This is a genomic window from Nitrososphaera sp. (assembly GCF_013388945.1).
In the GTDB taxonomy this organism is placed as follows: domain Archaea; phylum Thermoproteota; class Nitrososphaeria; order Nitrososphaerales; family Nitrososphaeraceae; genus Nitrososphaera.
Genome location: NZ_JACAEH010000004.1, coordinates 260,761 through 280,983, shown reverse-complemented (window position 1 = coordinate 280,983; position 20,223 = coordinate 260,761). Strand labels below are relative to the sequence as shown.

The following is a 20,223-nucleotide window of genomic DNA, read 5'->3' as shown; positions in this document are numbered from 1 at the left end:
GACCGGATGCCCCCATCATTGGAATCTATCAGAAAAGCATACTAGGCACTCTTGCGCGATGAATGGTGTGAGTGCCACCAGCAACAAGTCAAAGCTCTTGATATTCCTCATGGTAGCGATTTCGCTGGTGTTCTTTGTCGCAAGCTTTGCAGCGGCGTCGATAGCAAGCGACCAGGTCGCAAGCGGCGGCGAGCTTCCAGAGGGGCTTGCAAACTGCATGACGGTCAGGACAGGCGAGCAGACGCTTGTCGACTGCTCAACGCCCTGAGCAGATGCGGCATACGAGCTCGCGCTTTATGAGCCCCTTCTTCTGCGAGCAGTTGACGCAGGCCTTCCTGCTGCAGATGCTGCACACGCCGCTGTGGTTTGAGCAGGCAGACTGGCCGCATACCTCGCACTTGACGCTGTGGCGCGAGCAGAACATCGAGCTGCAGATGTAGCACATCGCGCGGTGCTCGTTGCAGGCCGGCTCCAGACATATCTTGCAGTATGCAAGGTGGTTGCTGCAAAGCAGGTTTCCGCAGCTGCAGGCCGAGCCATCCTCGAGCGGGACAGAGCACGTGGAGCACCTGCCCCATGTTCCCCTGCCTGACCATGAGCTCCACCTCACGTCGCCGTGGTGCTCCCTGCCGTTGACCGCAATGCTTGCGCGGTAGAACGTCTCGACAAGCCAGCCTGCTATCTCAAAGCTCGACTTGCTCTTGACCTCCGCCAGGGCGTCGTGGAATTTTTCCTTCTCCTCTATCTCTATTATCCGGAGCTTGTCCACAAGCGCCTCCCTGTCGGTGCGCAGCTGCTCTACCTTCCGCTTTGTGGTCTGGATCTTGTGCTTTTTGGTGTCTATTTTGTTCTCCACCGATATCAGCCGGGATTTTTTGGCCTTCTCCTTTTTCAGCTGCTTGTAGAGCTTTTCCTGCTGCTTTTGCGCCTCGTTCTCGGCATCGAGCAAGTCCAGCAGCTTTGAGATGTTCTCGTCGATGTTTGCTATCTTGTCCTTCGGGCCCTGCGTCCTTGCAGCCAGGTGCTCCTTCCGCGCGTCTTCCATCACGACATCGAATTTTGCGACGAGCTCTTTTTTCAGCGCGGCCGCCCTCTTTTCTATCTCGCCCTTCCACTTGCCGGCGTCCTTGCGCACGTCGGCAGGGATGAGCCGCTGCGAGGTGAGCTTGTGCGCCGGCAGCTGCACAAGCGTCCCGTCAAAGGCCGCCAGCTCCTCGACCCTGTCAAGGGTCTGCTTGGCGTAGCCTTTCTCAAACACCGACGCGCTGATCTCAAAAACGGGATGGAATATTTCCGACGGCTCGACGGAGACGGCCCTTGCCTCCTTCACGTTGCTTCCAAGCCGGATAAATGCCGCGAGGTCCTTTGGCTCAAACCTCTTTTCAAGCGCCATGAATGCCTCATGCGGGCTCGGCGGTATGGCGGGCTCTTCCTCCTCTTTTGCACGCGCCTTTTGCCTTGCAGGCGCGGGCTCCTCTTCCTGCTCCGGTTCGACTTCAACGGCTTGCGCTACGCTCTCTGCCGCTGGCATGTCCTTCTTGAAATCCGCCATCAGCTCTGCAATCTCGCTGTTCTCAAGGGGCCCCCTGTGGTACGTGAGCGGCCAGCGCGACTTTATCACGCCCTGGAACCGGGGCTCGAAAATGTTGCAGAAAAACTCGCCAGCCTGCAAGCGCCCGATCTCCTTTTCTGCGTGCGAGCCAAGCTCCAGTCCCACGCTCACGCGCTGTATGTCCCGCTGCGCGCCCAGCCGGCCGATAAAGCGCACGTTTGCGTTTGAAATGACCTTGTAATCCAGATCGACGGCGTTCTGGCTTGCAAGCATCAGGCCGAGCCCGAAGGCGCGGGCCTGCTTTATCAAAAGCAGCAGCAGCTTTTTCGACGACGGCTCGCGCACCGGCGGGCAGTAGCCTGCTATCTCGTCAAAGTACAGCAAGTAGCGCAGAGTCTGCGCGCTGCCCTGCTTTATCATCCACTGGAACAGCTGCTGCAGCGTCAGTTCTACAAAGAGGTGCTTTTCCTGCTCCGACTGGATGTTGCGCAGGTCAAGCACGTTTATCGAAGGCTCCTTGAACATCTCTGAAAAGTTAAAGGGCTCTGCCGCAGACCACGACCTTAGCTTCGGGTCGGAGACAAGCAGGTTCAGCTTTGTCACCAGCTTGCGCCGGTCGTTATCTGAAAGCACATCTGACACGTGGAGCGAGCCTATCATGCTCACGGGCGGGTTCTCTATCCTGCGCATGAGGTCCCTGACAGTCAGGCTCTGACCCGCCTTCCAGGCGTTTTCAAGTATGGCCGAGACGAAGGTTATCTCGCTCCTGTCAGACTCGGCATAGCCGGCAAGCCTGAGCAGGCTGTACGACGTCAGGTCGAGCAGGTCGGCTGCCGACGACACGTCGCTTGCAAGAAGACTGGAAAAATCTTTGGGCGCGGCCAGGTCCGGCGATATGCCAACCGGCAGGCCCGCCGAAGACTTGGGCGTGAATATGCGCACCGGGATTTTTTCAAACCTTGCCGGCGCGTCCGGGCTGACTCCAAACTCCTTGAGCCTGTCGCCGTAGAGCTTGCGCAGGCTGGCGGCATACTCTTTCCTGTCCAGCCTGAGCGCGTCGGCCTCCTTGCCTGACCATTTGGAAAAATCAAAAGAAGAGGACTTGAACGCCAGGTTGCCGATGTCTCCCTTCGGGTCGATGGCAAAAGTCGGGATGCCCTGCAATGCTGCTTCTTCCACCACGACTTTTGAGAGCACGGTCTTGCCCGAGCCGGTGGCGCCGAGGATTATGGTGTGCCGGGTAAGGGACGAAAGGTCGACTTCGAACTTGGAGTCGTCGACCCTGCCGACGTGCAGTTTTGCCATCCGCTTTTACGGTGAAGCTACGTCTTAAAAAGTGCTATGGATTTTGCCCGGTATGTAATGCAGGACAAGCTCGCCGGTCTTCTTGCGCTCCACCTTCGCAAGCTTTAGCCTGATGCCTTTTGAAATCTGGTCAAAGCCATCACCTTCGACAAGCGTGGGCGCAAGCCTGCCGCCAGCTATCCTGGGCGCGACTGTCACTATCAGCCTGTCTGCAAGCCCCAGCTTCAAAACAGACCAGTTGAGCTCGCCTCCACCTTCCACCAGTATCTTCCTGATGCCTTTCTTTTCAAGCGCAAAAAAGAGCGCCTTGAGGTCGACAGACTCTTTGCCTGCCACTATCACCTCTGCGCCGGATTCCTCTATCCTGCCGACGGCCTCTTTTGCGGCCCGCTCTGTCACGGCCACCATGGTCCTTGTCTCTCTTGCAGTGCGAAGCAGCCTAGATTCTGAGGGGATCCGGCCGCGACTGTCCACCACTATCCTTGCAGGGTTTCTGCCCCTTGCCAGCCTTGCTGTGAGCATCGGGTCGTCGGCAAGCACGGTGGAAATGCCGACCATCACAGCATCAGAGGTCGTGCGCAGCCTGTGGACGCGTTTTAGGTCATCCTTTGACGATATCGCCGAGTCGCCGGCGGCAGTCGCTATCTTGCCGTCAAGCGTCATCGCGGCGTTTATCGTGACTTTCAATGGACGGCCCCCACAAAGCGCCCGCCGGCCATGACCGCCGCTATAGAGTCGCGGCCTGCCCTGTGGACTATTGCGGCGTACGGGTCGTGCACAGGATAAAGGTCTGCATGGTGCTTGTCAAGAAATATCAGGTCCGCGTTTTTGCCCGGCTCGACGCTGCCGCTGTTCAGCCTGAGCATCTGGGCGCCGTTGAGAGTCGCCATCCTGACAAGCTGGCGGGGCTCGATAAAGTCGCCCTGCGCGTGCGACGCCTTCCAGAGGTAGTCAAGCTCGCGGAACATGTCCGGAGAGTTGAGCATCACATTATCTGTGCCTATTGCCACACGGCAGCCCCGCCTCAGCATCTCTGCGACCCTCGGCAGGCCTGCGCCAAGCACGCCGTTTGCGCGCGGGCACACGACTATGCCTGTTTTTGACGCAAGCGCGATCTCGTCATCTGTTGCCTGTGTCATGTGCACAATGATGTCGGGGTGCAGGTGCCCCATCACCCTTTCGACCTCTCGCCTGCCGGTGTTTTTCAGCGAAAATTCGGTTGTCTCTTTTGACTCGGCCTCGTGTATTGCGACCAGCCTGTCGCCGGCTGCCTGCCTGTACTGCCCAAGCGCCGCGTCAGAGTTTTCGTTTGCGCCGCTTATTCCAAGGCCATCGGAAATTGCAAGCACTTCTTTTGCTTGGGCAAGCTCTTGCTCTGACAGCCCGCTGCCCGACGGCCCGCCGTAGTGGTCGACCCTTCCAAGGGCGACGCATCTTATTGGAAGACCCGAGATCGCTTCGCGCAATAGCCTTATTCCATCGGGGCCGCCTTCGCGAAAATCTGCAAACGCGGCTATCCCGCTCTTCAGCATCGAGACAGCCGAATTTCTAACAAGCGCCTTGAGGTGCTCCGGCCTGCTTGCTTCAAGGATCTTTTTCTTTGCGCCAAAGACAGGGTGGACGCGCTCGTCAAGCCGGCTGCCTGCCGCGATGTCCTTGCCTATCGAGTCGGCTATGTGCGTGTGCGCGTTCACAAAGGCCGGCATGACCAGAAAGCCGCTGCCGTCGATTTTTTTGCGGGCGTCAGAACTGCCAGCGCCCGCCCCCTTGATGATGCCGTCCTCTATTTCGATGTAGCCGCGCTCGACATAATCTAGGTCAGGTCCAAGCAGAATGCTCGCGTTCTCTATGGCTAGCATCGTATTTCGTAGATTGTCTGGATCTTGCCCTCGTCGCGCAGGTCCCGGATGGTGTCGAGGGCCTTCGTGGCGGCTTCGGCAGCACGCCTGCCGGTCCTGCCTATGCCAATCCCGCAGTTGAGCTTGACATCGAGTCCGGCTGTCACCTTCTTTATCACCCCGTCGGCCTGCTCCCCTGTCACGCCGTTTGAGATCACCATAAAGTTGTCGCCTCCAAGGAAGAACGTGAGCGCGTCTTTTTTCAAGAACTCCTCCGCAAGACCGCTGTACACTTTCATGACAAGCGCCGTGACCTCGTAGGGCGAGAGCCTCCCCGAGAGCTTGGTGGAGCTGTCGACATCGATGTGCATCACCTGCGTCGAGAGGTCGTCGTTTGCGGCAGAGCCGAATATTCGCGCCTGCTCGTCTGCATACTTGCCGTCTTTTCTTGCGCTGTACGCGGCCATGCTTGCGGCAAGCGCGGTCTTGCCCGAGCCGATTGCCATGGACATCTTCAAGTCCTTGTACAATCCTGCAAGCTCGCGCTGGATTGCCATGTGATCTTTGAGCGACAGACCGTTTGTGATTGCAAAGTACTCGTCGAAGCGATTAAAGTAGACGAGGCAGTCTTTTTCGGAGAAGAGCCTCTGCACGTCGTGGTATATCCTTGCCTGCAGCATCTGGAGCTGCGCCTCGCGGTCGTATCCAAGCGTGAGAGTCCAGGGGCCGTAGCCTTCTATCCTAATTATTGTAAGCTGTATCATCTATCACCACTGTTCCCTTGCCCACCGTTTTTTCTAGCTTTCCAAGCCTCAGCACCATGTTTGCCGCCGCGTTAACCGCGCGCACTGGGACTTGTTCTGCGCGCGCCTCTGCCTGCTCGTCGGTCATGCCGGGGCCGGTTATTCCAAGCGCCACCGGCTTGCCGTGCTTTAATGACAGATCTGCAACAAGGCGCGCCGCGTTTTCGGCGACTATGTCGTCGTGGCGCGTGTCGCCTTTTATGACGGCGCCTATCGTCACCACCGCGTCGACATTGTGCTTTTTCAATAACCGTTCTACTGCAAGCGGCATGTCGTAGACCCCGGGCACGTAGAAGACAAACGAAACATTGGCGCCTATCTTGCCGGCGCGCTTTTTCGCGTTCTCGAGCATCCGGAACGTCACCTCGCTGTTGAATTCCGAGACTACAATTGCCAGCCTCATGCTATCCTGGCCTTCTGGTGCGCTTCCTTAAGTTCGCTTGCCTCGACAAGCGGGATGTTCAATCTCTTTGCATAGTCTCGTGCCTTTTCAATCGAGAGCGCCCTGTGGGTCTGCCCGTCCATCATCTCGCAAATGGCGACTGCCGGCGTTATCCCGGCAAGCTTTGTAAGGCAGACGCACAGTTCCGTGTGACCGTTGCGCTCTGCAAGCAGGCGCCTTGACGCGATGAGTATCGGAACGTGGCCGGGCGCGCGAAACTCTCTGGCAAACTCCTCGACGCCGCCGTTTTCGATGTTCTTGCACACCTGCGCCATGCGCGATATCGTGAGCGCCCTGTCGCTGTCTGTGATGCCAGTGTATGTCTGCCTGTGATTAACGGAAATGGAAAACGACGGCTTGTCGCCGTACGCGGCCTTTCCTTCCGCCAGTTTTGAATAGAGCGGGTTTATCCTGCCCATGTCGGCTATCATGTCGTGCATGTAGACAAGGCCCAGTTTTGCTGTGACTTCATTGGCGATGGCAAGGCACAAGAGCCCGCCTGCGTCCTGGCGCATGGCAGCTATGTGCGCCGGCGTGACGTGCTCGGCGGCGACTACCATGTCTATCTCGTTCTCCCGGCCCTTGTCGTCGTGGACCAGCACGAACCTGCCGGCCTTCAGTGCTGAAATCGCGTCGGCTAGCAACAGTGGTGGCTCGGCGGGATTGTTATTAAAAGGTTACTAGAAAGCTGGTAATTACCAGTATTATGGTAGTCGCTTGGCGACATACTTGCTCAGTACGTCGGTCTCGATGTTCACCCTGTCGCCGGGCCTCTTGGAGCCGAGGGAGGTTATCTCCAATGTGTGCGGTATCAGCGACACGGAGAATTTCTCGCCGTCCACGTCCACCACCGTCAGGCTTATGCCGTCGACTGCCACCGAGCCTTTTGGCACGAGCGCGCTTGACAGCGACCTGTCGTCGAGCGCAAACCACATCGTTGTTTCAGATTGTTTCTCTATCTTGTCCAGTATCGTCGCTGTGCCGTCAACGTGGCCCAGCACGAAGTGCCCCTCCAGCCTGTCGCCCACCTTCATGCTTCTTTCTATGTTCACCCTGTCGCCGGGCCTGACCGAACCTAGCGACGTGCGCCTCATGGTCTCTGCCACCATCTCAAACTGCGCCTCGCCCTTTGCCAGCTTCGTCACCGTCAGGCACGCGCCGTTTATGCAGACGCTGTCGCCCCTCTTCAGGCCCTTTGCCATCTTGCCCAGCCTGACGCGCATCACAGTGTCGGCGCCCTTTTTTGCCCTGCCTACAGACTTGACCACTGCAAGCCCCTCGACGATGCCGGTGAACATGCGCAGAAAGCGATTGCAGGCATGGGGATAAAAGGATTATTTGCGCCGGCCTTGTTGAAAAGCCGTGGGCACCGCTGTGTTTTTCGGCGACGAGCTTGCCAGGTACGGCTTTGGAGGATCGCACCCGTTTGGGACGGACAGGATCTACGCGTTCTGGTCCAGGCTGCAGGCTGAAAAAATCTCCAACATAGTGGTGGAGCAGCCTGAAATAGCCACCGAAGAAGCGGTGCTGTCATTCCACGACAGGGACTATGTCGAGCTGGTCAAGATGGCGTCAAAGCGGTGCGAGAGCGTGCCGCTTGACAGGGGCGACACGCCCTCTTTCCGTGGGATATTTGAGGCGACGCTCTATGTCGTCGGCTCGACTCTTGCGGCACTTCACATGGTCATGAAAGGGGCGGACAGGATTGGACGCAAGGTAGAGAACGCGTTCGTGCCGATAGCCGGACTGCACCACGCGCGCAGGGACTCGGCCGGCGGGTTCTGCGTGTTCAACGATGTCGGTGTGGCTGTGATCCAGGCGCGCAAAAAATATGGCATAAAGAGGATAGCATACGTTGACATCGACGCGCACCACGGCGACGGCGTGTTTTACGAATTTGTCGGCGATCCATTGCTTTTCTTTGCAGACATTCACGAGGACGGGCGCTACCTTTATCCGGGCACCGGCTCTGCAGACGAGACCGGCCTTGGTGAGGCTGCGGGAACGAAGATGAACATACCTCTCCTGCCGGAGGCAGGCGACAAGGAATTTTTCGATGTGTTTTCAAAAGTAGAGACGTTCATCGACTCGTCCAAGCCGGAACTGATATTCTTGAACTGCGGCGCCGACAGCCTGGCAGGCGACCCGATAACAGACCTGCGGTATTCCGCGCAGGCACACGCGCACGCCGCAAAAGCGCTGCGCAGGATTGCAGAAAAACACTGCGCAGGCAGGCTCATCGCAGTCGGGGGCGGAGGCTACAACCGGACAAACATCGGGAGCGCGTGGACCGAGGTCGTCAGGGTGCTTGCCGCCTGAGCGATATACTATTATGGACTTGACATTACAGAGTGCACATCAATGAGTGCAAGGAAAGCGTACGACGATGTCCTCAGGCTGATGCGCGAGCATCACGAATGGTTCAACCGCTCCATCCCCCTTATCGCAAGCGAGAACGTGCCAAGCCCGGCAGTCAGGGAGGCGTGCATGTCCGACTTTGCGAACCGCTACGCGGAGGGCTGGCCCGGCGAGCGCGTGTACGCCGGCTGCGTCTACATTGACCAGGTTGAGCTCATCTGCAACGACCTTGCAAGGAGGGTTTTCAAGTCAGAGTTTGCCGACTGCCGCGCGACTTCGGGCGTCGTCGCAAACCTCGCAATCTACGCCGCGTTCTCAAACCCGGGCGACTGGATGATGGCAGCGTCAATCCCTACCGGCGGCCACATATCGCACGGCAAGAAGGAGCACGCAGGCACCGCCGGCCTGGTGCACGGCCTCAACATCGAGCACTACCCGTTTTTGAGGGAGGAGATGACTATAGACGTCGACGGGACAAAGAAAAAGATAGAGGAGATGGCCCGCGACGGCAAAAAGCCGACGCTTGCGATGTTCGGGGGGTCGCTGTTCCTCTTCCCGCACCCGGTAAAGGAGCTGTCGCAGTTCATGCACGACCACGGCATCCACATCAACTACGACGGCGCGCACGTCGCAGGACTGATTGCCGGAGGCGAGTTCCAGGACCCGCTCAGGGAAGGCGCCGACACGATGACCATGAGCTCGCACAAGACGCTCTGGGGCCCGCAGGGCGGGATAATAGTGGCGTATGAAAAGTTTGCAGACGGGATAAAGAAAGGGATATTCCCGGGCAACACGTCGAGCCACCACCTGCACCACGTGGCTGGAAAGGCGATAGCGCTTGCTGAATCTCTGGAGTTTGGAAAGGACTATGCGAGGCAGGTGGTGAGAAACGCCAAGGCTCTCGCCGGCGCGCTTGCCGAGGCGGGCTTTGGGGTGCTTGGAGAAAAGAGGGGCTATACCATGTCGCACCAGATGGCAGTTGACGTGACAAAGTTTGGTGACGGCGGCACAATCGAAAAGGACTTGGAAAAGGCAGGCATCATACTGAACAGGCAATTGCTTCCGGGCGACATCAAGGCCGGCAGGCACTACATGCACCCCGGAGGCGTCAGGATAGGCGTGCCCGAGGTCACGAGGCTTGGCATGAAGGAAAGCGAGATGAAAGAGATCGCGTCTTTCATCAAGCGCGTGGTCGTGGACAAGAAGGACCCGGCGCAGGTGGCAAAGGACGTTGCAGAATTCCGCAGGCAGTACCAGAAGGTGCAGTACGCGTTTGACAACGCGGTCGGCGCCTACGAGTACATCAGCCTCGTGAACAGGCGCTAGGCAAGGCGCGACACTGCAATCCCGGTCCCGGTGGATATCAGGCCGCCTATCAGGGTCACGAACCCGACCAGAGCCCAGTCGACCTGCGGCCACGGGACCTGGGGCCACGTGAGCGCGATGTTTGAGACGCTCAGCGCGTACGCGCCCATGGCCATCAGGAATATCCCCCCGATTATGAGCGACAGTATCTTTATCATCGGCCTTTGATGGCTGGCAGTGCTTAAGGAAAACTGGGCGCAAAAGAGTTGACTTGGAGTCGAGCTTTCGTTGATGAGATGGAAAAGTTTTGCAGAATAAAATCGCGGCTGGGATTAGTGTGCCAGAACCTTCTTTTCCGTAACCTTTTCCATGGCCTGCTTGCCAAGTTCTGAATCCAAGGCCATGAACTTTTTTACCAGCGGGTTGCTCTCCTTCAGTGCATAGAGCTGCGCCATGCCGTACTTCCTCGTCTCTTTTACTATCCCGAACTGCATTAGCTCGTCCCAGACCTTGTAGAATGTGGTCTTGGAGATGCCCGTGCCCTCTATGATCTCTTTCTTTGAGTAGTCGCTCCTGTTTTCTAGAAAGAAGTCTATGATCCTGAGCTTCGGCGTGTCTCCCAAATACTGAATGAGCAGCGACTTTTCCAATATTGCTCCCAAGCCTTGATGAGGCTTCAAAGTATTTATAGTTGACGATCAAAGGTATCATAAGTGGACCATGTTCAGCGACGATGAGATAAGGGCCCGCATCGTTTTGAAGCTGTACAGACACGGCAAGTGGGGCGCTAGCCACACGTCGTTTGAAAACCTGAAGAAGGGGTTCAACCTGAGAGACCTTGGCAAGGACGGCACGAAGAGGGTCGACAGGATTGGAAAGCAGATGATAAAAGAAGGCCTGATAATGTCGCACCCTACAAGTTACGGCTTGGAGATCAGCCTCAACCCGAGGTTTTCGCACGAGCTGGTCGCGCTGATGAAGAAATTCTTTTCCGACGTGGAATGAAGCGCTGCCGTAGGGATCAGCAGTGGCGGCTGCGCGACGGACAAACCTTAAATTCAAAATACACCAATTTCGAGCAGTTACGACGCGCAAAAGTGAGCTAGAGAAAAAGGTAGACCTGCTGTCCAGAGCCATGCACCTGCTGCTTTTTGAAAAGAAAGAGAAGATTTCAAAGAAGGATGCAAGGGAGATAGAAAAGAGGCTCTCTGCATACCTGCAGGGCGACAAGAGCGAATTTGTGGATCTGGAATAATATTCCAACTTTGGAATATTCTCCAAGTCAGTGGGTGCCGGCCTCGTCCTGCGGCAGTTCATTTGCATGTCAGGCTTTAAAGAACTGGATTCTGCCGGAGGGGGGTCGTTTCCAGTGGGTTATGCGGAAAAAATGTTACATCATGTAACATTTTGAGCACGAAAAAATGTTACAATTTTGAGGGCCGGGCGACCTGGCTGCAATTAGTTCTTTTATAGCGGGCGGGCCGGGAAATTAGTTCTTAATACGCACGGAGTTCCAGATGGTGTCCGTGAACAGGTCGGATATACACGCGCGCAGGGAGAAGGTGGCGTACTATCTGGTCAAGGGGGTGCCCGAGGGTCGCATCGCCGAGCTTTTGGAAGTAAACAGGATGACGATTGCAAGGGACATCGCCTACATCCGAGGAGCGGCCGGGAGCTGGCTCGACGACCTGGCAAAGGACGGCTTTATCCACGAATACAAGCTGGCGCTTGCAAAGATAAGGGACCACGAATTCGAGCTGCAGAACCTGTTCAAGGAAGCCAGGAGCGTCGAGCAAAAGACCCGGATACTCGAGGCGCTTAATGAAACCGTCAGGCTGTACCTGGAGATGCTCGGAGAGACGCCGACTGTGCACGCGTACAAGCGCGCGCTGAAAAAGCTGCAGGAAGGCAAGGGTGACGTTCAGGCAGCTTGAGAGGGACGATGCCCGCGGAGCAGGGCACCTTCTGCACAGGACTGTCTGAAGAGCTCGGCGAGTGGCGCGTCAGCGCAGGCCATGCGAGGAGGTGGTGGAAGGAGTTTGTGGGGCTGTGATGGTGGGCGCGGCTGTTTGGTGTGGGAGATTGCAGGCGGCAGGGAGAATCTTGCCGGGGCCGCGTGCTTTGAGGCGGATAATGGAGTTTTGCGACGACAGGATTGAGTGCCTGCGCCAAAGGCGCTCAAGGTGGCAGGCGCGGCAAAGGAGAAGGAAGATGAGATTTATGGGAGATAGAAGTGTAAGTCGGATACTATTGCCGTCCATAGGCTCCCTAGGTACCCCCTCCCCCTAACGGGAGCCTTATGTTAAATGCGTTATTGCTCTTAGATATGATATCTGTATGCTTCAGAAAAGCTGTCAGTTGCTCGAGATTGAATTATGTCAACCAGACGGCAGAACTCCAAGTCTAGGAGCAATTCCTTTTATATGTCCTCTCTGTGGAAGAATTCCGAGGTTGTCTTCTACTCAGATAGAAGAATTTAGTAAATATTTGGAACAAATGAAAAGAGTCTGGCAAGCTGACATAGAAAATTATCTTCATTCGTTTCCGACTAAAAAACCACTTCCGACTTTAAACTGCAGGTTCTATCTTCCAACTTGTACGGCCGATAAAATTAGAGAAGACGATCTTATTGATTTTCTTGTTGATTCGGTTGTCAGATATGTTACTGAGAGCAAACTACTAGATCCTGAAAGGATGAAGGATCCAGCGTACTCCTCAAGGATATATCGCCGAGCTAGAGACAAATTTCGCCAGAAAGACCCCAAACCATCTGAAGTAGGCGAATTAATTCTTTTCATCTTGCTTGAATCAGAGGGGATTATTCAGGTTGTACAAAAGATGCCGTTGAAGACTAACAAAAATATGCCGTTGCATGGAGCAGATGGTATTCATGTACAAGTCGATAATGGCATGATATTACTCCATTTTGGAGAGTCAAAAATGTATAAGGATTTGGGCGGCGCGATTTCCAAGTCTATTGATAGTGTCACAGATTTTACAAATGGAGACGGAGGGAAACGCAAGTTTGAATTAGATATAATATCCACTTACATTGACAAAGAAAAGTTCGGACGATATGCAGATGTGCTTGCTGAGATTGTATTACCATACGCTAAAAACAAACAAAAATACAGAGAAGTTAATTCTATTTTCATAGGTTATAATTGGGACGTCATGTGCAAACTCTCCTCAAGAGATCAATTGGATCTTACTGCTTTTCTAAAAAGCGAATTCGAAAAACGACATGACGAAATAGCTGAAAAGATGCAGAAGGCTGTATTAGGATCCAAGATTAAAGATCAGCATTTTCATGTTCAATTTATGCCATTTGTCGATGTTGATCAGTTCAAGGCAAAATTCAAGAAGGAGCTGTAAATCAGTCAATGATGGAACCTGCAACATTATTTACGAAGTTTTCTATTCAGACGTACAATAATCAAGATTTCAAAGGGGACTATATCGACCTAATTCGTAGTCGATTTCCTATTCCAAAGCCTACCCTGACCGACATGCAAATAAAACATCTTATTGAAACAGCTGCGCTTTTTGCACTAAGTCGAGATGAGAACCATCGCAAGTTAGCTCTCAAGATTTCGCTCTTCCTATTGGAACTATATAAGAAAGAGTATGACGCTCTGCCATTTGCTGCAGAATTAGTGCTTGCAAGGATGGGCGATATACCTGCCATCGCAACTATGGTCAACAATGAAAAGTATCCAGACTATTTCTCTTTCTTTAGTACTGCAGAAACTTATGAGGATGAGATAATTTCGTACATAAAATTTCCTGAAATATTAATCAAGAAGACTGCAAATCAAGTTTCAATTGGAAATAATCAATGGCAGTTAACAGATTTTCAGATTGATGTCTTCTATGATCTTCTTAACAAAAAGAATGTCACATTTACTGCGCCTACCTCAGCTGGCAAATCATTTGTCGTCTACCAATACATTGCAGAACGTGTGCTCAAATCAGATAGTTATTGTGCTATTTATGTGGTACCAACAAAATCTTTGATCGCGGAGATTCACGAAGCAGTAACTAGAAGTCTTCGAGAACTTAGTCTTACTCCGCAAGAAGCAATGGTATTCAATTCAGCTGATCATGGCAACATAGATCAGATTAAACGGATTCCAAAAAAGGTAATAGTATTAACCCAAGAAAGACTTCAACAACTGATTTCTAGCGATCTTGGGCTTGTTGTAGATCTGCTTGTTATAGATGAGGCACAGAAAATTAGCGATAGCAAAAGAGGTGTTATAATAGAAGATTCTATTCAAGAGCTTGTCAAACAGAACCCCTCCTTACAAAAGATAATCATTTCGCCAAACACAGCTGATCCGCATCGTTTTCCAGAGATTTTTAACATAGAAGACAAAGTAATAGTTCATCAAACACAAAAAACACCAGTAGGTCAGAACTTTTTCTTTGTAGATTTTGGAAAACGTGAAGTTAATGTTTCTATGTACTTGCAGGAGCTGGATCAAGATGTCCATATTCAGACTGTTGATATTGATAGAGTAGTTTCTGACTCGGCAATTCATTATAAGAAGATCTGGACTGCAGAACATCTTCTAAAAGATAAAGGACACACTTTGATTTACTGCAACGGCCCTGCAGAATGTAGGAAGGTAGCTGAAGGAATTCTTAAGTTTAATAACACAAAAAAATCTGCAGAACTACAAGAAGGAATAGAATTCTTAAGAACACACGTGCATCCAGATTATTATCTAGTTGATCATTTGGAGGGCGGTGTGGGATACCACTATGGTAAGATGCCACAATTTGTTAGACTTTGTGTCAAACAGCTTTTTGATGAGAAGAAAATTGATTTCCTATGTTGTACAAGTACTCTTCTTGAAGGTGTAAACTTGCCGGCAAAGAATATCGTCTTATACAAGCCAAAGTCAGGCCCACGAGATAAAATGGATAAATCATCGGTTCTCAATCTAGCCGGACGAGCGGGCAGACTCGCTAAAGATTATTATGGTAATGTTTACTGCCTTGATTATGAGAAGTGGCAATCTGATAAAGATATTTTCGATGGTAAGTTGGAAAAAGTCAGAAGCGCAGTCGAAAAGACTCTCATTGAAGATATAGATCTGCTTTTAGAGCATCTTACAAAGTTTAGAAAACAAGATTATGGCAAGAAAAATGTTGAAACAATAGCAACCAGTCTTCTTATGAAGCAACTGAAAGATCCTGAAGGAACGTATTTACGTGAATTACAGATTAGATGTTCGGAGATTCCAGATAATAAATTTCAACGATTAAAAAAGTTACTGAAGATCAGAGCCAACGAAGTTGAAGATATCAAAGAGATTGCTTTGAAAAACCGGTCTATCGATCCAAGATTGCAATTTGAACTGTATAAAGAATTGTCTAGAAGTGTAATGCTTGAATTGCCTATGGATCCATCAGATGTGGATCCTTCGGATATGGAAGCAGGCAGAGCTTTCTATAACAATTTGATGAGGATATTCGAGTATATCTCCACATACTTATTGAAAGAACAGAGCGTTAGTTACAAGTATTATGCACTAATAGCAAAGTTTTGGCTCTCACAAATGAGTTATAAGAGAATATTGGAGAGCAACCTCAACTATGCAGAGAATGTTCAAAAGCAGATATTAACTAAGAAACTAGTGAATAAGATAATAGACGAGCTTGATGAAACATTGGAAACAGCACTCAAATACGACTATTCTAGAGGGCTAAAATGCTATTGTGATCTTCTTACTCGCGTTATGAAAGAAAAGATTGATCGCAGGACATTTTGTACCGAGATTTCTACTTATCTTGAAGCAGGTGCATCAGATCCAAGAATTTTCTTACTGCTCAGCACAGGTCTTTCGCGGAATAGTGCAGTAAGCGTATATGAAAAAATGGATCCAAATGTAAAAGATATCTCTGCTTGTATCCAATGGCTGAGAACAAACAGATCGTTACTTGAACGCGAGCTCCATCCCATACTCTTTAAAGAAATTGAAAGTTTAGTGGGTTTTGAAGAATAATACAATAGTATCAAAATTATATAGCTATAAAATCTAATTCTAATTGCATTGCCGCAACTCTACAGCGCCGGACTCTCGTTCAGCATGAGCGCCAGAAGCGCCGCCCTCAATTCTTTCCCGTTTGCAGCCTGCCTGAAGTACACCGCGTTCTTTGTCGCGTCCACCGAGTGCGATATTTCATCCAATCTAGGCAGCGGGTGCATCACCGACACGTCCTTTTTCGCCTTCTGCAAAGTCGCATTGTCTATCGTATAAGACCCGCGCACCTTCTCGTACTCCTGCAAGTCGGGGAAGCGCTCGCGCTGAATCCTGGTAACATAAAGCACGTCGGCCTTCTGCAGCACGCCGTCAAGCTCGTTGTGCTCCGTTATCTTTAACCTGCCCTGCACGTCGTATATCGACTCCTTCCTTACCGCAAGCGACGGCGGCGACACTAAATGAATATCCACCTTGTAGTTGGCAAGCCCGTACAGCAGCGAATACACGGTCCTTCCGTACTTCAGGTCGCCGACGATGGCTATCGACAGCCCGTCAATCCTGCCCTTCTCCTTCAATATAGTATACAGGTCAAGCAGCGCCTGCGTCGGGTGCTCCTCGCTCCCGCTCCCGGCGTTTATTATCGGGTTTTCAGAAAGTTCTGCTGCAAACCTGCTCGAGCCGTCCATCGGGTGCCTGAGCACTATTACGTCCGAGTACAAATCGATGACCCTTATCGTGTCTGCCAGGCTCTCTCCCTTTTCCACCGACGACGACTTTAGTTCAGAAATCCCAATGGAACTGCCGCCAAGCGACGCTATTGCCGCCTCAAAGCTCATCCTCGTCCTTGTGCTGGGCTCGTAGAATATGTAGCCAAGCGTCCTGCCCTTGCCAAGCTCGCCCCTCTGCGACGGCTTCATCGCCCTTATCCTGTCGGTTGCAGAGAACACGTACTCGAGGTCCGACTTGGTAAAGTCCTTTATCGAGACGATGTCGCGGTCGTAAAAGGGGTTGGGCATCACCCATTCAAAAGGGGAGGCCGTAATAAACTCTTGCGGGAAAAATGCAAGACTTTGGTTGCCGGTTGATCAGATGGAGAGTTTAACCAATGGCCTACTAAGTAAAACATAAAAGCGAGCAAGTATAACTCTACAACGTGGGGAAAGCAAAGGTATCTCCAAAGGGCCAGGTGGTAATCCCAAAGCCGCTGAGGGACAAGTACGGGATAAAAGAAGGCGAGGAAGTGCTGGTGGAAGAGAGCAAGAGAGGCATTCTGGTCATGAAAAAAGAAGAGAACCCGCTAAAGGCGATGGTCGGGTTGTTTGAAGGAAAAATGTCCAAGTCTTCGACTGAACTGGTGCGCGAGATCAGAGAAGAGTCGGAAGCGAGGATAGAAAGAGCTAAAAAGGCAGTCAGATGAAAGTCCTTATCGACACCGGCGTTTTTGTCAGGGTCCTGAACAAAGAGAAGGGATACGAGGATTCGCTGGCTCTCCTGGAAAAAGTTCGAGCCAAGAAAGTTGAAGGGTTTGTCAGCCTCATGACTATTGCGGAACTCATTTCGATATACTACAGGGTCGGAGAAGAGGAGACTCTGGCCGCAAAGGCAAACATAGAAAGTGTGATCGGCGAGGACAGGATAGTTCCCATAACTAAGGAGATCGCAGAACTGGCAGGAAAGACAAAAGCCGGTTACAGAATGTCTCTTGGAGACGCGTTCATAGTCGCAACTGCAATGTCTATAGGCTGCGATTGTGTCGTATCTTTGGACCCCGAGGTCAAACAGGTCGATGGCAAGCTCGTCAAGGTCAGAGAGCCACCGCTATAACTTCACTCACGATATTTTGATGCAATGCGAGCTAGAGCGGAGTCGATTCCTTCAGCGATTTCCTTGCCGCTGCGCTGTCGGCAAAAGTCCAGATTATCGTGCCATCCTTTTCGTACATTATCTTGTTGCTTTCTTCGAGGTAGTCGAGTATCTTTACAAAGGTGGGATACTGCACCTGCTTTGGAAGGCTCCGCCAGAGCTGGTTCTTTGAATAGAATTTCTTGTCGTTTTTGATGGCCTTTTCCACCATCTGGATGGTGTCAAGGCGCGGCGTGTGCCCCGAGCTTTTGCGGGCCGGCCTGGAAATGCTTCGCGTGCGCATGGCTTTCGTAGCACGCTATTACTATTTAAGAATATACATAGTTGTATAATACATATTTGTATAACTAGGCGTGCAAAAGGCCGCAGAAATGCTTGTCGGCGCCTCCCCGATTCCCTGCAAAGGCAAGATATAGAGAAAATACGCTTCATAAGGATAGTCCATAAATAGTTGGTCGGGCTAGCGCTGCAATGCGCCTTGCCACGTTCAACGTCGAGAACATGTTTGACCGCCCCGCCATCATGAACCTGCCCAAGTGGTCCGACGGCAGAAAAGTCCTGGAGGATTTTGCCGACCTTACCAACCTGGCAGAGAAGGACTCGTACTCTGCCGCAGACAAGTCCAGGATGCTGACGATAATGGACCGGAATACAGGCCTGCTCACGGCCGGCAAGAGCAAGTACATTGCGCTCAACAAGATCCGGGGAAGCTTTTTGAAAAAGCCAAAGGGCAAGCCGGCCGAGATTGTCGCAAATGGCCGCAGCAGCTGGATAGGCTGGTTCGAGCTGAGAAAGGAGCACGTCGAAGAAACTGCGATAGAGAACACGGCGCGCGTAATCAACGAGGTGAACGCCGACGTGCTGTGCGTGGTGGAGGCCGACAACCGCATAGTGCTCACGCGCTTTAACGAGCAGGTGATCCCAAAGGTTGGCGGCCAGCAGTATGATCACGCGATGCTCATCGACGGAAACGACGAGCGCGGGATAGACGTGGGCATAATGACGCGCAGGGACTATCCAATCGAGTCTATAGTCAGCCACGTGTACGACACCGACGCCGGGGGCACGGTGTTCAGCCGCGACTGCGCCGAGTACAGGGTGGCGACGCCTTCGGGCAGGACGCTCCTTGTGCTTGTCAACCACTTCAAGAGCAAGGGCTACGGCCCGCCCTCCGAGTCCAACGCAAGGCGCGAGCGCCAGGCAAGGCAGGCGCGCAAGATATACGACGAGCGCCTGCAGGCCGGGTTTGAATACATCGTGGTAGCAGGTGACCTGAACGACACGCCTGACGGCGCGCCCCTTGCGCCGCTCCTTGCCGACGGCGCGCTGGTGGACATCATGGCGCACCCAAGTTTTGCAGGCGACGGCAGGCCCGGCACGCACGGCAACGGGAACAAGTCCGGCAAGCTGGACTACATACTGATGTCGCCCAAAGTAGCGCAGGCCGTGCAGGCAGGCGGCATAGAAAGGCGCGGGGTGTGGGGCGGCACGCACGGCACGCTCTTTCCGCACTTTCCAGAGATAGAGGAAGAAAAGGACGCAGCGTCTGATCACGCGGCGCTGTGGGTGGACCTGAACCTGTAGCTTACCCGGTCAGAATCGCTAGCATGCCAGCCACCGTCAGGATCTTTATTTCCCTAAAGCTGCCCAGCTTGAGCAGGTGATTGTCCCCTGAGACAACATACCTGGCGCCGCCGGTGACGGCCGCCTCAAGAATCATGTTATCATCGGGGTCCTTTACGACGCTTATGCCTTCCACGGTTTTTACCAGTTCCACATTCTGCAAAAGCACCTGCAAAAAGCTATCGATGGCCGCCTTGTCGACGTACCTCGCAATCTTTGGCCGGCCAGCCACGCCAATAAGCTCCTCCAGAATTTCTTCTGAAACAACGAGGCGTATCTTTCCGTCAAGAACGGCATTCCAGAGATCTCTGGGCCTACCGCGCTTTATCATGCTCGATACCAGCACGTTGGTATCAAAGACGGCCCTGATCACGACTGTTTGGACTTTCTCCTTCTGGACCTGACTTTCTGTATCTCCTTCTGTATGTCCTCGTCAGAAAGCTCGCCGTACTTCTCTATCTTCTTGTCGATCTTTTTCCAGAGCTTCTCCATCTCTTCCTTGGGGTCGGGGAGCACAAGCTTCTTGAGCACTATGGCGTCGTCAAGGCCGTAGACCAGCAGCTTTGAGCGCGGCTTCAGGCCAAACCTGTTCCGGAGCGCCGCAGGTATCACTATCTGGCCCTTGTCGCTGACTATTGTTATTTCCATCTCGTCCTGCGTCGCCATGTATAATTCTCTTACATTCTTACCTTATATAGTTAGCGCATTTTGTGGTACGCCGGATACTGCTTCGGCATTGCGCCTTGAATAGTTTACTTGTCAAAATGTCCGGCGGTGCGCTGGAACTCTGAGAGGAACTTTTTCGCCTCGATGTCGTCCTTGAAGTATAGTGCAAAGCTCGTGACGTATTTCCCGATGACGAGGCAGTACTCGCCGTCCTCGCCTTCCTTCTCAAACTCCAGGTAGTCCAGGTCGTTTGGCCCGCCCTTGTACCCGTCGTTGTACAGAACTGCCTGCATGAGGTTGACGATGTCGTAAAACTCGCTGTACTTCATGTTAAAGTCGACGCTTAAACCAAAGTCGGAAGACTCGACGTGGAGGTTGAACTCGCGGCTGTTCTTCATCAGGCTGAACGAGAAATAGGTCATCTCGGTCAGCTCTGGGAGCGTTTCGTCGACTTCCATGCCCTTTTTTACAGACG

General features: G+C 52.6%; 24 protein-coding genes. 10 read left to right on the top strand and 14 right to left on the bottom strand.

Annotated features, from left to right (window positions below):
- The first annotated feature begins 67 nt into the window (after window positions 1-67).
- Window positions 68-268, top strand: a complete 201-nt coding sequence (locus HXY31_RS03170; protein WP_292639564.1) for a hypothetical protein — start codon at window positions 68-70, stop codon at window positions 266-268.
- Here HXY31_RS03170 and HXY31_RS03165 read toward each other — a convergent pair.
- From HXY31_RS03165 to HXY31_RS03135, 7 genes are read right to left on the bottom strand one after another with little or no spacing between them, the layout of a single operon-like run.
- Entirely contained in the window at window positions 257-2,857 is a 2,601-nt protein-coding gene (locus HXY31_RS03165; protein ID WP_292639562.1) for a helicase HerA-like domain-containing protein, read from the bottom strand. The genes HXY31_RS03170 and HXY31_RS03165 overlap by 12 nt on opposite strands.
- Window positions 2,858-2,881: 24 nt before the next feature.
- Window positions 2,882-3,544: a 2,5-diamino-6-(ribosylamino)-4(3H)-pyrimidinone 5'-phosphate reductase gene (locus HXY31_RS03160; RefSeq protein WP_292639560.1), complete on the bottom strand. Its 663-nt coding sequence runs from the start codon at window positions 3,542-3,544 to the stop codon at window positions 2,882-2,884.
- Window positions 3,541-4,716 carry an amidohydrolase family protein gene (locus HXY31_RS03155; RefSeq protein WP_292639557.1) on the bottom strand — a complete coding sequence of 392 codons (1,176 nt, stop codon included), beginning with the start codon at window positions 4,714-4,716 and terminating at the stop codon, window positions 3,541-3,543. The genes HXY31_RS03160 and HXY31_RS03155 overlap by 4 nt, the downstream gene beginning before the upstream one ends.
- Window positions 4,710-5,459 carry a GTP cyclohydrolase IIa gene (locus HXY31_RS03150; protein WP_292639555.1) on the bottom strand — a complete coding sequence of 250 codons (750 nt, stop codon included), beginning with the start codon at window positions 5,457-5,459 and terminating at the stop codon, window positions 4,710-4,712. The genes HXY31_RS03155 and HXY31_RS03150 overlap by 7 nt, the downstream gene beginning before the upstream one ends.
- Window positions 5,437-5,901: a 6,7-dimethyl-8-ribityllumazine synthase gene (gene ribH, locus HXY31_RS03145; protein ID WP_292639553.1), complete on the bottom strand. Its 465-nt coding sequence runs from the start codon at window positions 5,899-5,901 to the stop codon at window positions 5,437-5,439. Before ribH ends, HXY31_RS03150 begins: the two co-directional genes overlap by 23 nt.
- The gene (gene ribB, locus HXY31_RS03140; protein WP_366933071.1) at window positions 5,898-6,587 is read right to left on the bottom strand and encodes a 3,4-dihydroxy-2-butanone-4-phosphate synthase; all 690 of its coding nucleotides are present in this window, start codon (window positions 6,585-6,587) and stop codon (window positions 5,898-5,900) included. Before ribB ends, ribH begins: the two co-directional genes overlap by 4 nt.
- A gap of 57 nt (window positions 6,588-6,644) precedes the next feature.
- Window positions 6,645-7,238 carry a riboflavin synthase gene (locus tag HXY31_RS03135; RefSeq protein ID WP_292639549.1) on the bottom strand — a complete coding sequence of 198 codons (594 nt, stop codon included), beginning with the start codon at window positions 7,236-7,238 and terminating at the stop codon, window positions 6,645-6,647.
- Window positions 7,239-7,302: 64 nt separating this feature from the next.
- Here HXY31_RS03135 and HXY31_RS03130 point away from each other — a divergent pair, with 64 nt between their 5' ends.
- Both HXY31_RS03130 and HXY31_RS03125 read left to right on the top strand, forming a co-directional pair.
- On the top strand, window positions 7,303-8,259 hold the full coding sequence (locus tag HXY31_RS03130; protein ID WP_292639547.1) for an acetoin utilization protein AcuC: 957 nt from the start codon (window positions 7,303-7,305) through the stop codon (window positions 8,257-8,259).
- Window positions 8,260-8,301: 42 nt separating this feature from the next.
- On the top strand, window positions 8,302-9,624 hold the full coding sequence (locus HXY31_RS03125) for a serine hydroxymethyltransferase (protein ID WP_292639545.1): 1,323 nt from the start codon (window positions 8,302-8,304) through the stop codon (window positions 9,622-9,624).
- Here HXY31_RS03125 and HXY31_RS03120 read toward each other — a convergent pair.
- Window positions 9,621-9,821, bottom strand: coding sequence for a hypothetical protein (locus HXY31_RS03120; RefSeq protein WP_292639543.1), 201 nt, complete (start codon window positions 9,819-9,821; stop codon window positions 9,621-9,623). The two genes, HXY31_RS03125 and HXY31_RS03120, sit on opposite strands and share 4 nt — an antisense overlap.
- A gap of 114 nt (window positions 9,822-9,935) precedes the next feature.
- Window positions 9,936-10,253, bottom strand: coding sequence for a hypothetical protein (locus tag HXY31_RS03115; RefSeq protein WP_292639541.1), 318 nt, complete (start codon window positions 10,251-10,253; stop codon window positions 9,936-9,938).
- 70 nt (window positions 10,254-10,323) lie between these two features.
- On the opposite strand from HXY31_RS03115, the gene HXY31_RS03110 reads away from it, so the two are divergent.
- The 4 genes from HXY31_RS03110 to HXY31_RS03095 all read left to right on the top strand — a co-directional run bounded on the left by HXY31_RS03110 (window position 10,324) and on the right by HXY31_RS03095 (window position 15,617).
- Entirely contained in the window at window positions 10,324-10,608 is a 285-nt protein-coding gene (locus HXY31_RS03110; RefSeq protein ID WP_292639538.1) for a hypothetical protein, read from the top strand.
- Between the two features lie 521 nt (window positions 10,609-11,129).
- Window positions 11,130-11,537 (top strand): hypothetical protein, encoded by a 408-nt coding sequence (locus HXY31_RS03105; RefSeq protein ID WP_292639536.1) that lies wholly within the window; start codon window positions 11,130-11,132, stop codon window positions 11,535-11,537.
- A gap of 424 nt (window positions 11,538-11,961) precedes the next feature.
- Window positions 11,962-12,978 carry a DUF1837 domain-containing protein gene (locus tag HXY31_RS03100; RefSeq protein ID WP_292639534.1) on the top strand — a complete coding sequence of 339 codons (1,017 nt, stop codon included), beginning with the start codon at window positions 11,962-11,964 and terminating at the stop codon, window positions 12,976-12,978.
- An 8-nt stretch (window positions 12,979-12,986) separates the two neighbouring features.
- Window positions 12,987-15,617 carry a DEAD/DEAH box helicase gene (locus HXY31_RS03095; RefSeq protein WP_292639532.1) on the top strand — a complete coding sequence of 877 codons (2,631 nt, stop codon included), beginning with the start codon at window positions 12,987-12,989 and terminating at the stop codon, window positions 15,615-15,617.
- A gap of 59 nt (window positions 15,618-15,676) precedes the next feature.
- Here HXY31_RS03095 and pyrB read toward each other — a convergent pair whose 3' ends face one another.
- A complete protein-coding gene (gene pyrB, locus HXY31_RS03090) occupies window positions 15,677-16,612 on the bottom strand; it encodes an aspartate carbamoyltransferase (RefSeq protein WP_292639530.1) in 936 nt (311 codons plus the stop codon).
- Window positions 16,613-16,749: 137 nt separating this feature from the next.
- Between pyrB and HXY31_RS03085 the strand changes: the two genes are divergently transcribed.
- Window positions 16,750-17,013, top strand: coding sequence for an AbrB/MazE/SpoVT family DNA-binding domain-containing protein (locus tag HXY31_RS03085; RefSeq protein WP_292639528.1), 264 nt, complete (start codon window positions 16,750-16,752; stop codon window positions 17,011-17,013).
- Window positions 17,010-17,420 carry a PIN domain-containing protein gene (locus HXY31_RS03080; RefSeq protein WP_292639526.1) on the top strand — a complete coding sequence of 137 codons (411 nt, stop codon included), beginning with the start codon at window positions 17,010-17,012 and terminating at the stop codon, window positions 17,418-17,420. The genes HXY31_RS03085 and HXY31_RS03080 overlap by 4 nt, the downstream gene beginning before the upstream one ends.
- A 31-nt stretch (window positions 17,421-17,451) precedes the next feature.
- Here the strand turns inward: HXY31_RS03080 and HXY31_RS03075 are convergent, their stop codons facing one another.
- Window positions 17,452-17,742, bottom strand: a complete 291-nt coding sequence (locus tag HXY31_RS03075) for a hypothetical protein (protein WP_292639524.1) — start codon at window positions 17,740-17,742, stop codon at window positions 17,452-17,454.
- A gap of 188 nt (window positions 17,743-17,930) precedes the next feature.
- Between HXY31_RS03075 and HXY31_RS03070 the strand changes: the two genes are divergently transcribed.
- Window positions 17,931-19,043 (top strand): endonuclease/exonuclease/phosphatase family protein, encoded by a 1,113-nt coding sequence (locus HXY31_RS03070; protein WP_292639522.1) that lies wholly within the window; start codon window positions 17,931-17,933, stop codon window positions 19,041-19,043.
- 1 nt (window position 19,044) lies between these two features.
- On the opposite strand, the gene HXY31_RS03065 is transcribed toward HXY31_RS03070, so the two are convergent.
- The 3 genes from HXY31_RS03065 to HXY31_RS03055 form a co-directional block, all read right to left on the bottom strand.
- Window positions 19,045-19,455 (bottom strand): putative toxin-antitoxin system toxin component, PIN family, encoded by a 411-nt coding sequence (locus HXY31_RS03065; protein WP_292639520.1) that lies wholly within the window; start codon window positions 19,453-19,455, stop codon window positions 19,045-19,047.
- Entirely contained in the window at window positions 19,452-19,748 is a 297-nt protein-coding gene (locus HXY31_RS03060; protein WP_292639518.1) for an AbrB/MazE/SpoVT family DNA-binding domain-containing protein, read from the bottom strand. Before HXY31_RS03060 ends, HXY31_RS03065 begins: the two co-directional genes overlap by 4 nt.
- 86 nt (window positions 19,749-19,834) lie before the next feature.
- Complete coding sequence (locus HXY31_RS03055; protein ID WP_292639516.1) at window positions 19,835-20,206, bottom strand: hypothetical protein; 372 nt, start codon at window positions 20,204-20,206, stop codon at window positions 19,835-19,837.
- Window positions 20,207-20,223: the final 17 nt, after the last annotated feature.

Excerpts from the sequence above, each read along its gene's own strand:
- HXY31_RS03165 (WP_292639562.1), bottom strand. The coding sequence starts at position 2,857 with ATGGCAAAACTGCACGTCGGCAGGGTCGACGACTCCAAGTTCGAAGTC.
- HXY31_RS03155 (WP_292639557.1), bottom strand. The coding sequence starts at position 4,716 with ATGCTAGCCATAGAGAACGCGAGCATTCTGCTTGGACCTGACCTAGAT.
- HXY31_RS03150 (WP_292639555.1), bottom strand. The coding sequence starts at position 5,459 with ATGATACAGCTTACAATAATTAGGATAGAAGGCTACGGCCCCTGGACT.
- ribH (WP_292639553.1), bottom strand. The coding sequence starts at position 5,901 with ATGAGGCTGGCAATTGTAGTCTCGGAATTCAACAGCGAGGTGACGTTC.
- HXY31_RS03135 (WP_292639549.1), bottom strand. The coding sequence starts at position 7,238 with ATGTTCACCGGCATCGTCGAGGGGCTTGCAGTGGTCAAGTCTGTAGGC.
- HXY31_RS03125 (WP_292639545.1), top strand. The coding sequence starts at position 8,302 with ATGAGTGCAAGGAAAGCGTACGACGATGTCCTCAGGCTGATGCGCGAG.
- HXY31_RS03120 (WP_292639543.1), bottom strand. The coding sequence starts at position 9,821 with ATGATAAAGATACTGTCGCTCATAATCGGGGGGATATTCCTGATGGCC.
- HXY31_RS03110 (WP_292639538.1), top strand. The coding sequence starts at position 10,324 with ATGTTCAGCGACGATGAGATAAGGGCCCGCATCGTTTTGAAGCTGTAC.
- HXY31_RS03095 (WP_292639532.1), top strand. The coding sequence starts at position 12,987 with ATGATGGAACCTGCAACATTATTTACGAAGTTTTCTATTCAGACGTAC.
- pyrB (WP_292639530.1), bottom strand. The coding sequence starts at position 16,612 with ATGCCCAACCCCTTTTACGACCGCGACATCGTCTCGATAAAGGACTTT.
- HXY31_RS03080 (WP_292639526.1), top strand. The coding sequence starts at position 17,010 with ATGAAAGTCCTTATCGACACCGGCGTTTTTGTCAGGGTCCTGAACAAA.
- HXY31_RS03075 (WP_292639524.1), bottom strand. The coding sequence starts at position 17,742 with ATGCGCACGCGAAGCATTTCCAGGCCGGCCCGCAAAAGCTCGGGGCAC.
- HXY31_RS03070 (WP_292639522.1), top strand. The coding sequence starts at position 17,931 with ATGCGCCTTGCCACGTTCAACGTCGAGAACATGTTTGACCGCCCCGCC.
- HXY31_RS03060 (WP_292639518.1), bottom strand. The coding sequence starts at position 19,748 with ATGGCGACGCAGGACGAGATGGAAATAACAATAGTCAGCGACAAGGGC.
- HXY31_RS03055 (WP_292639516.1), bottom strand. The coding sequence starts at position 20,206 with ATGGAAGTCGACGAAACGCTCCCAGAGCTGACCGAGATGACCTATTTC.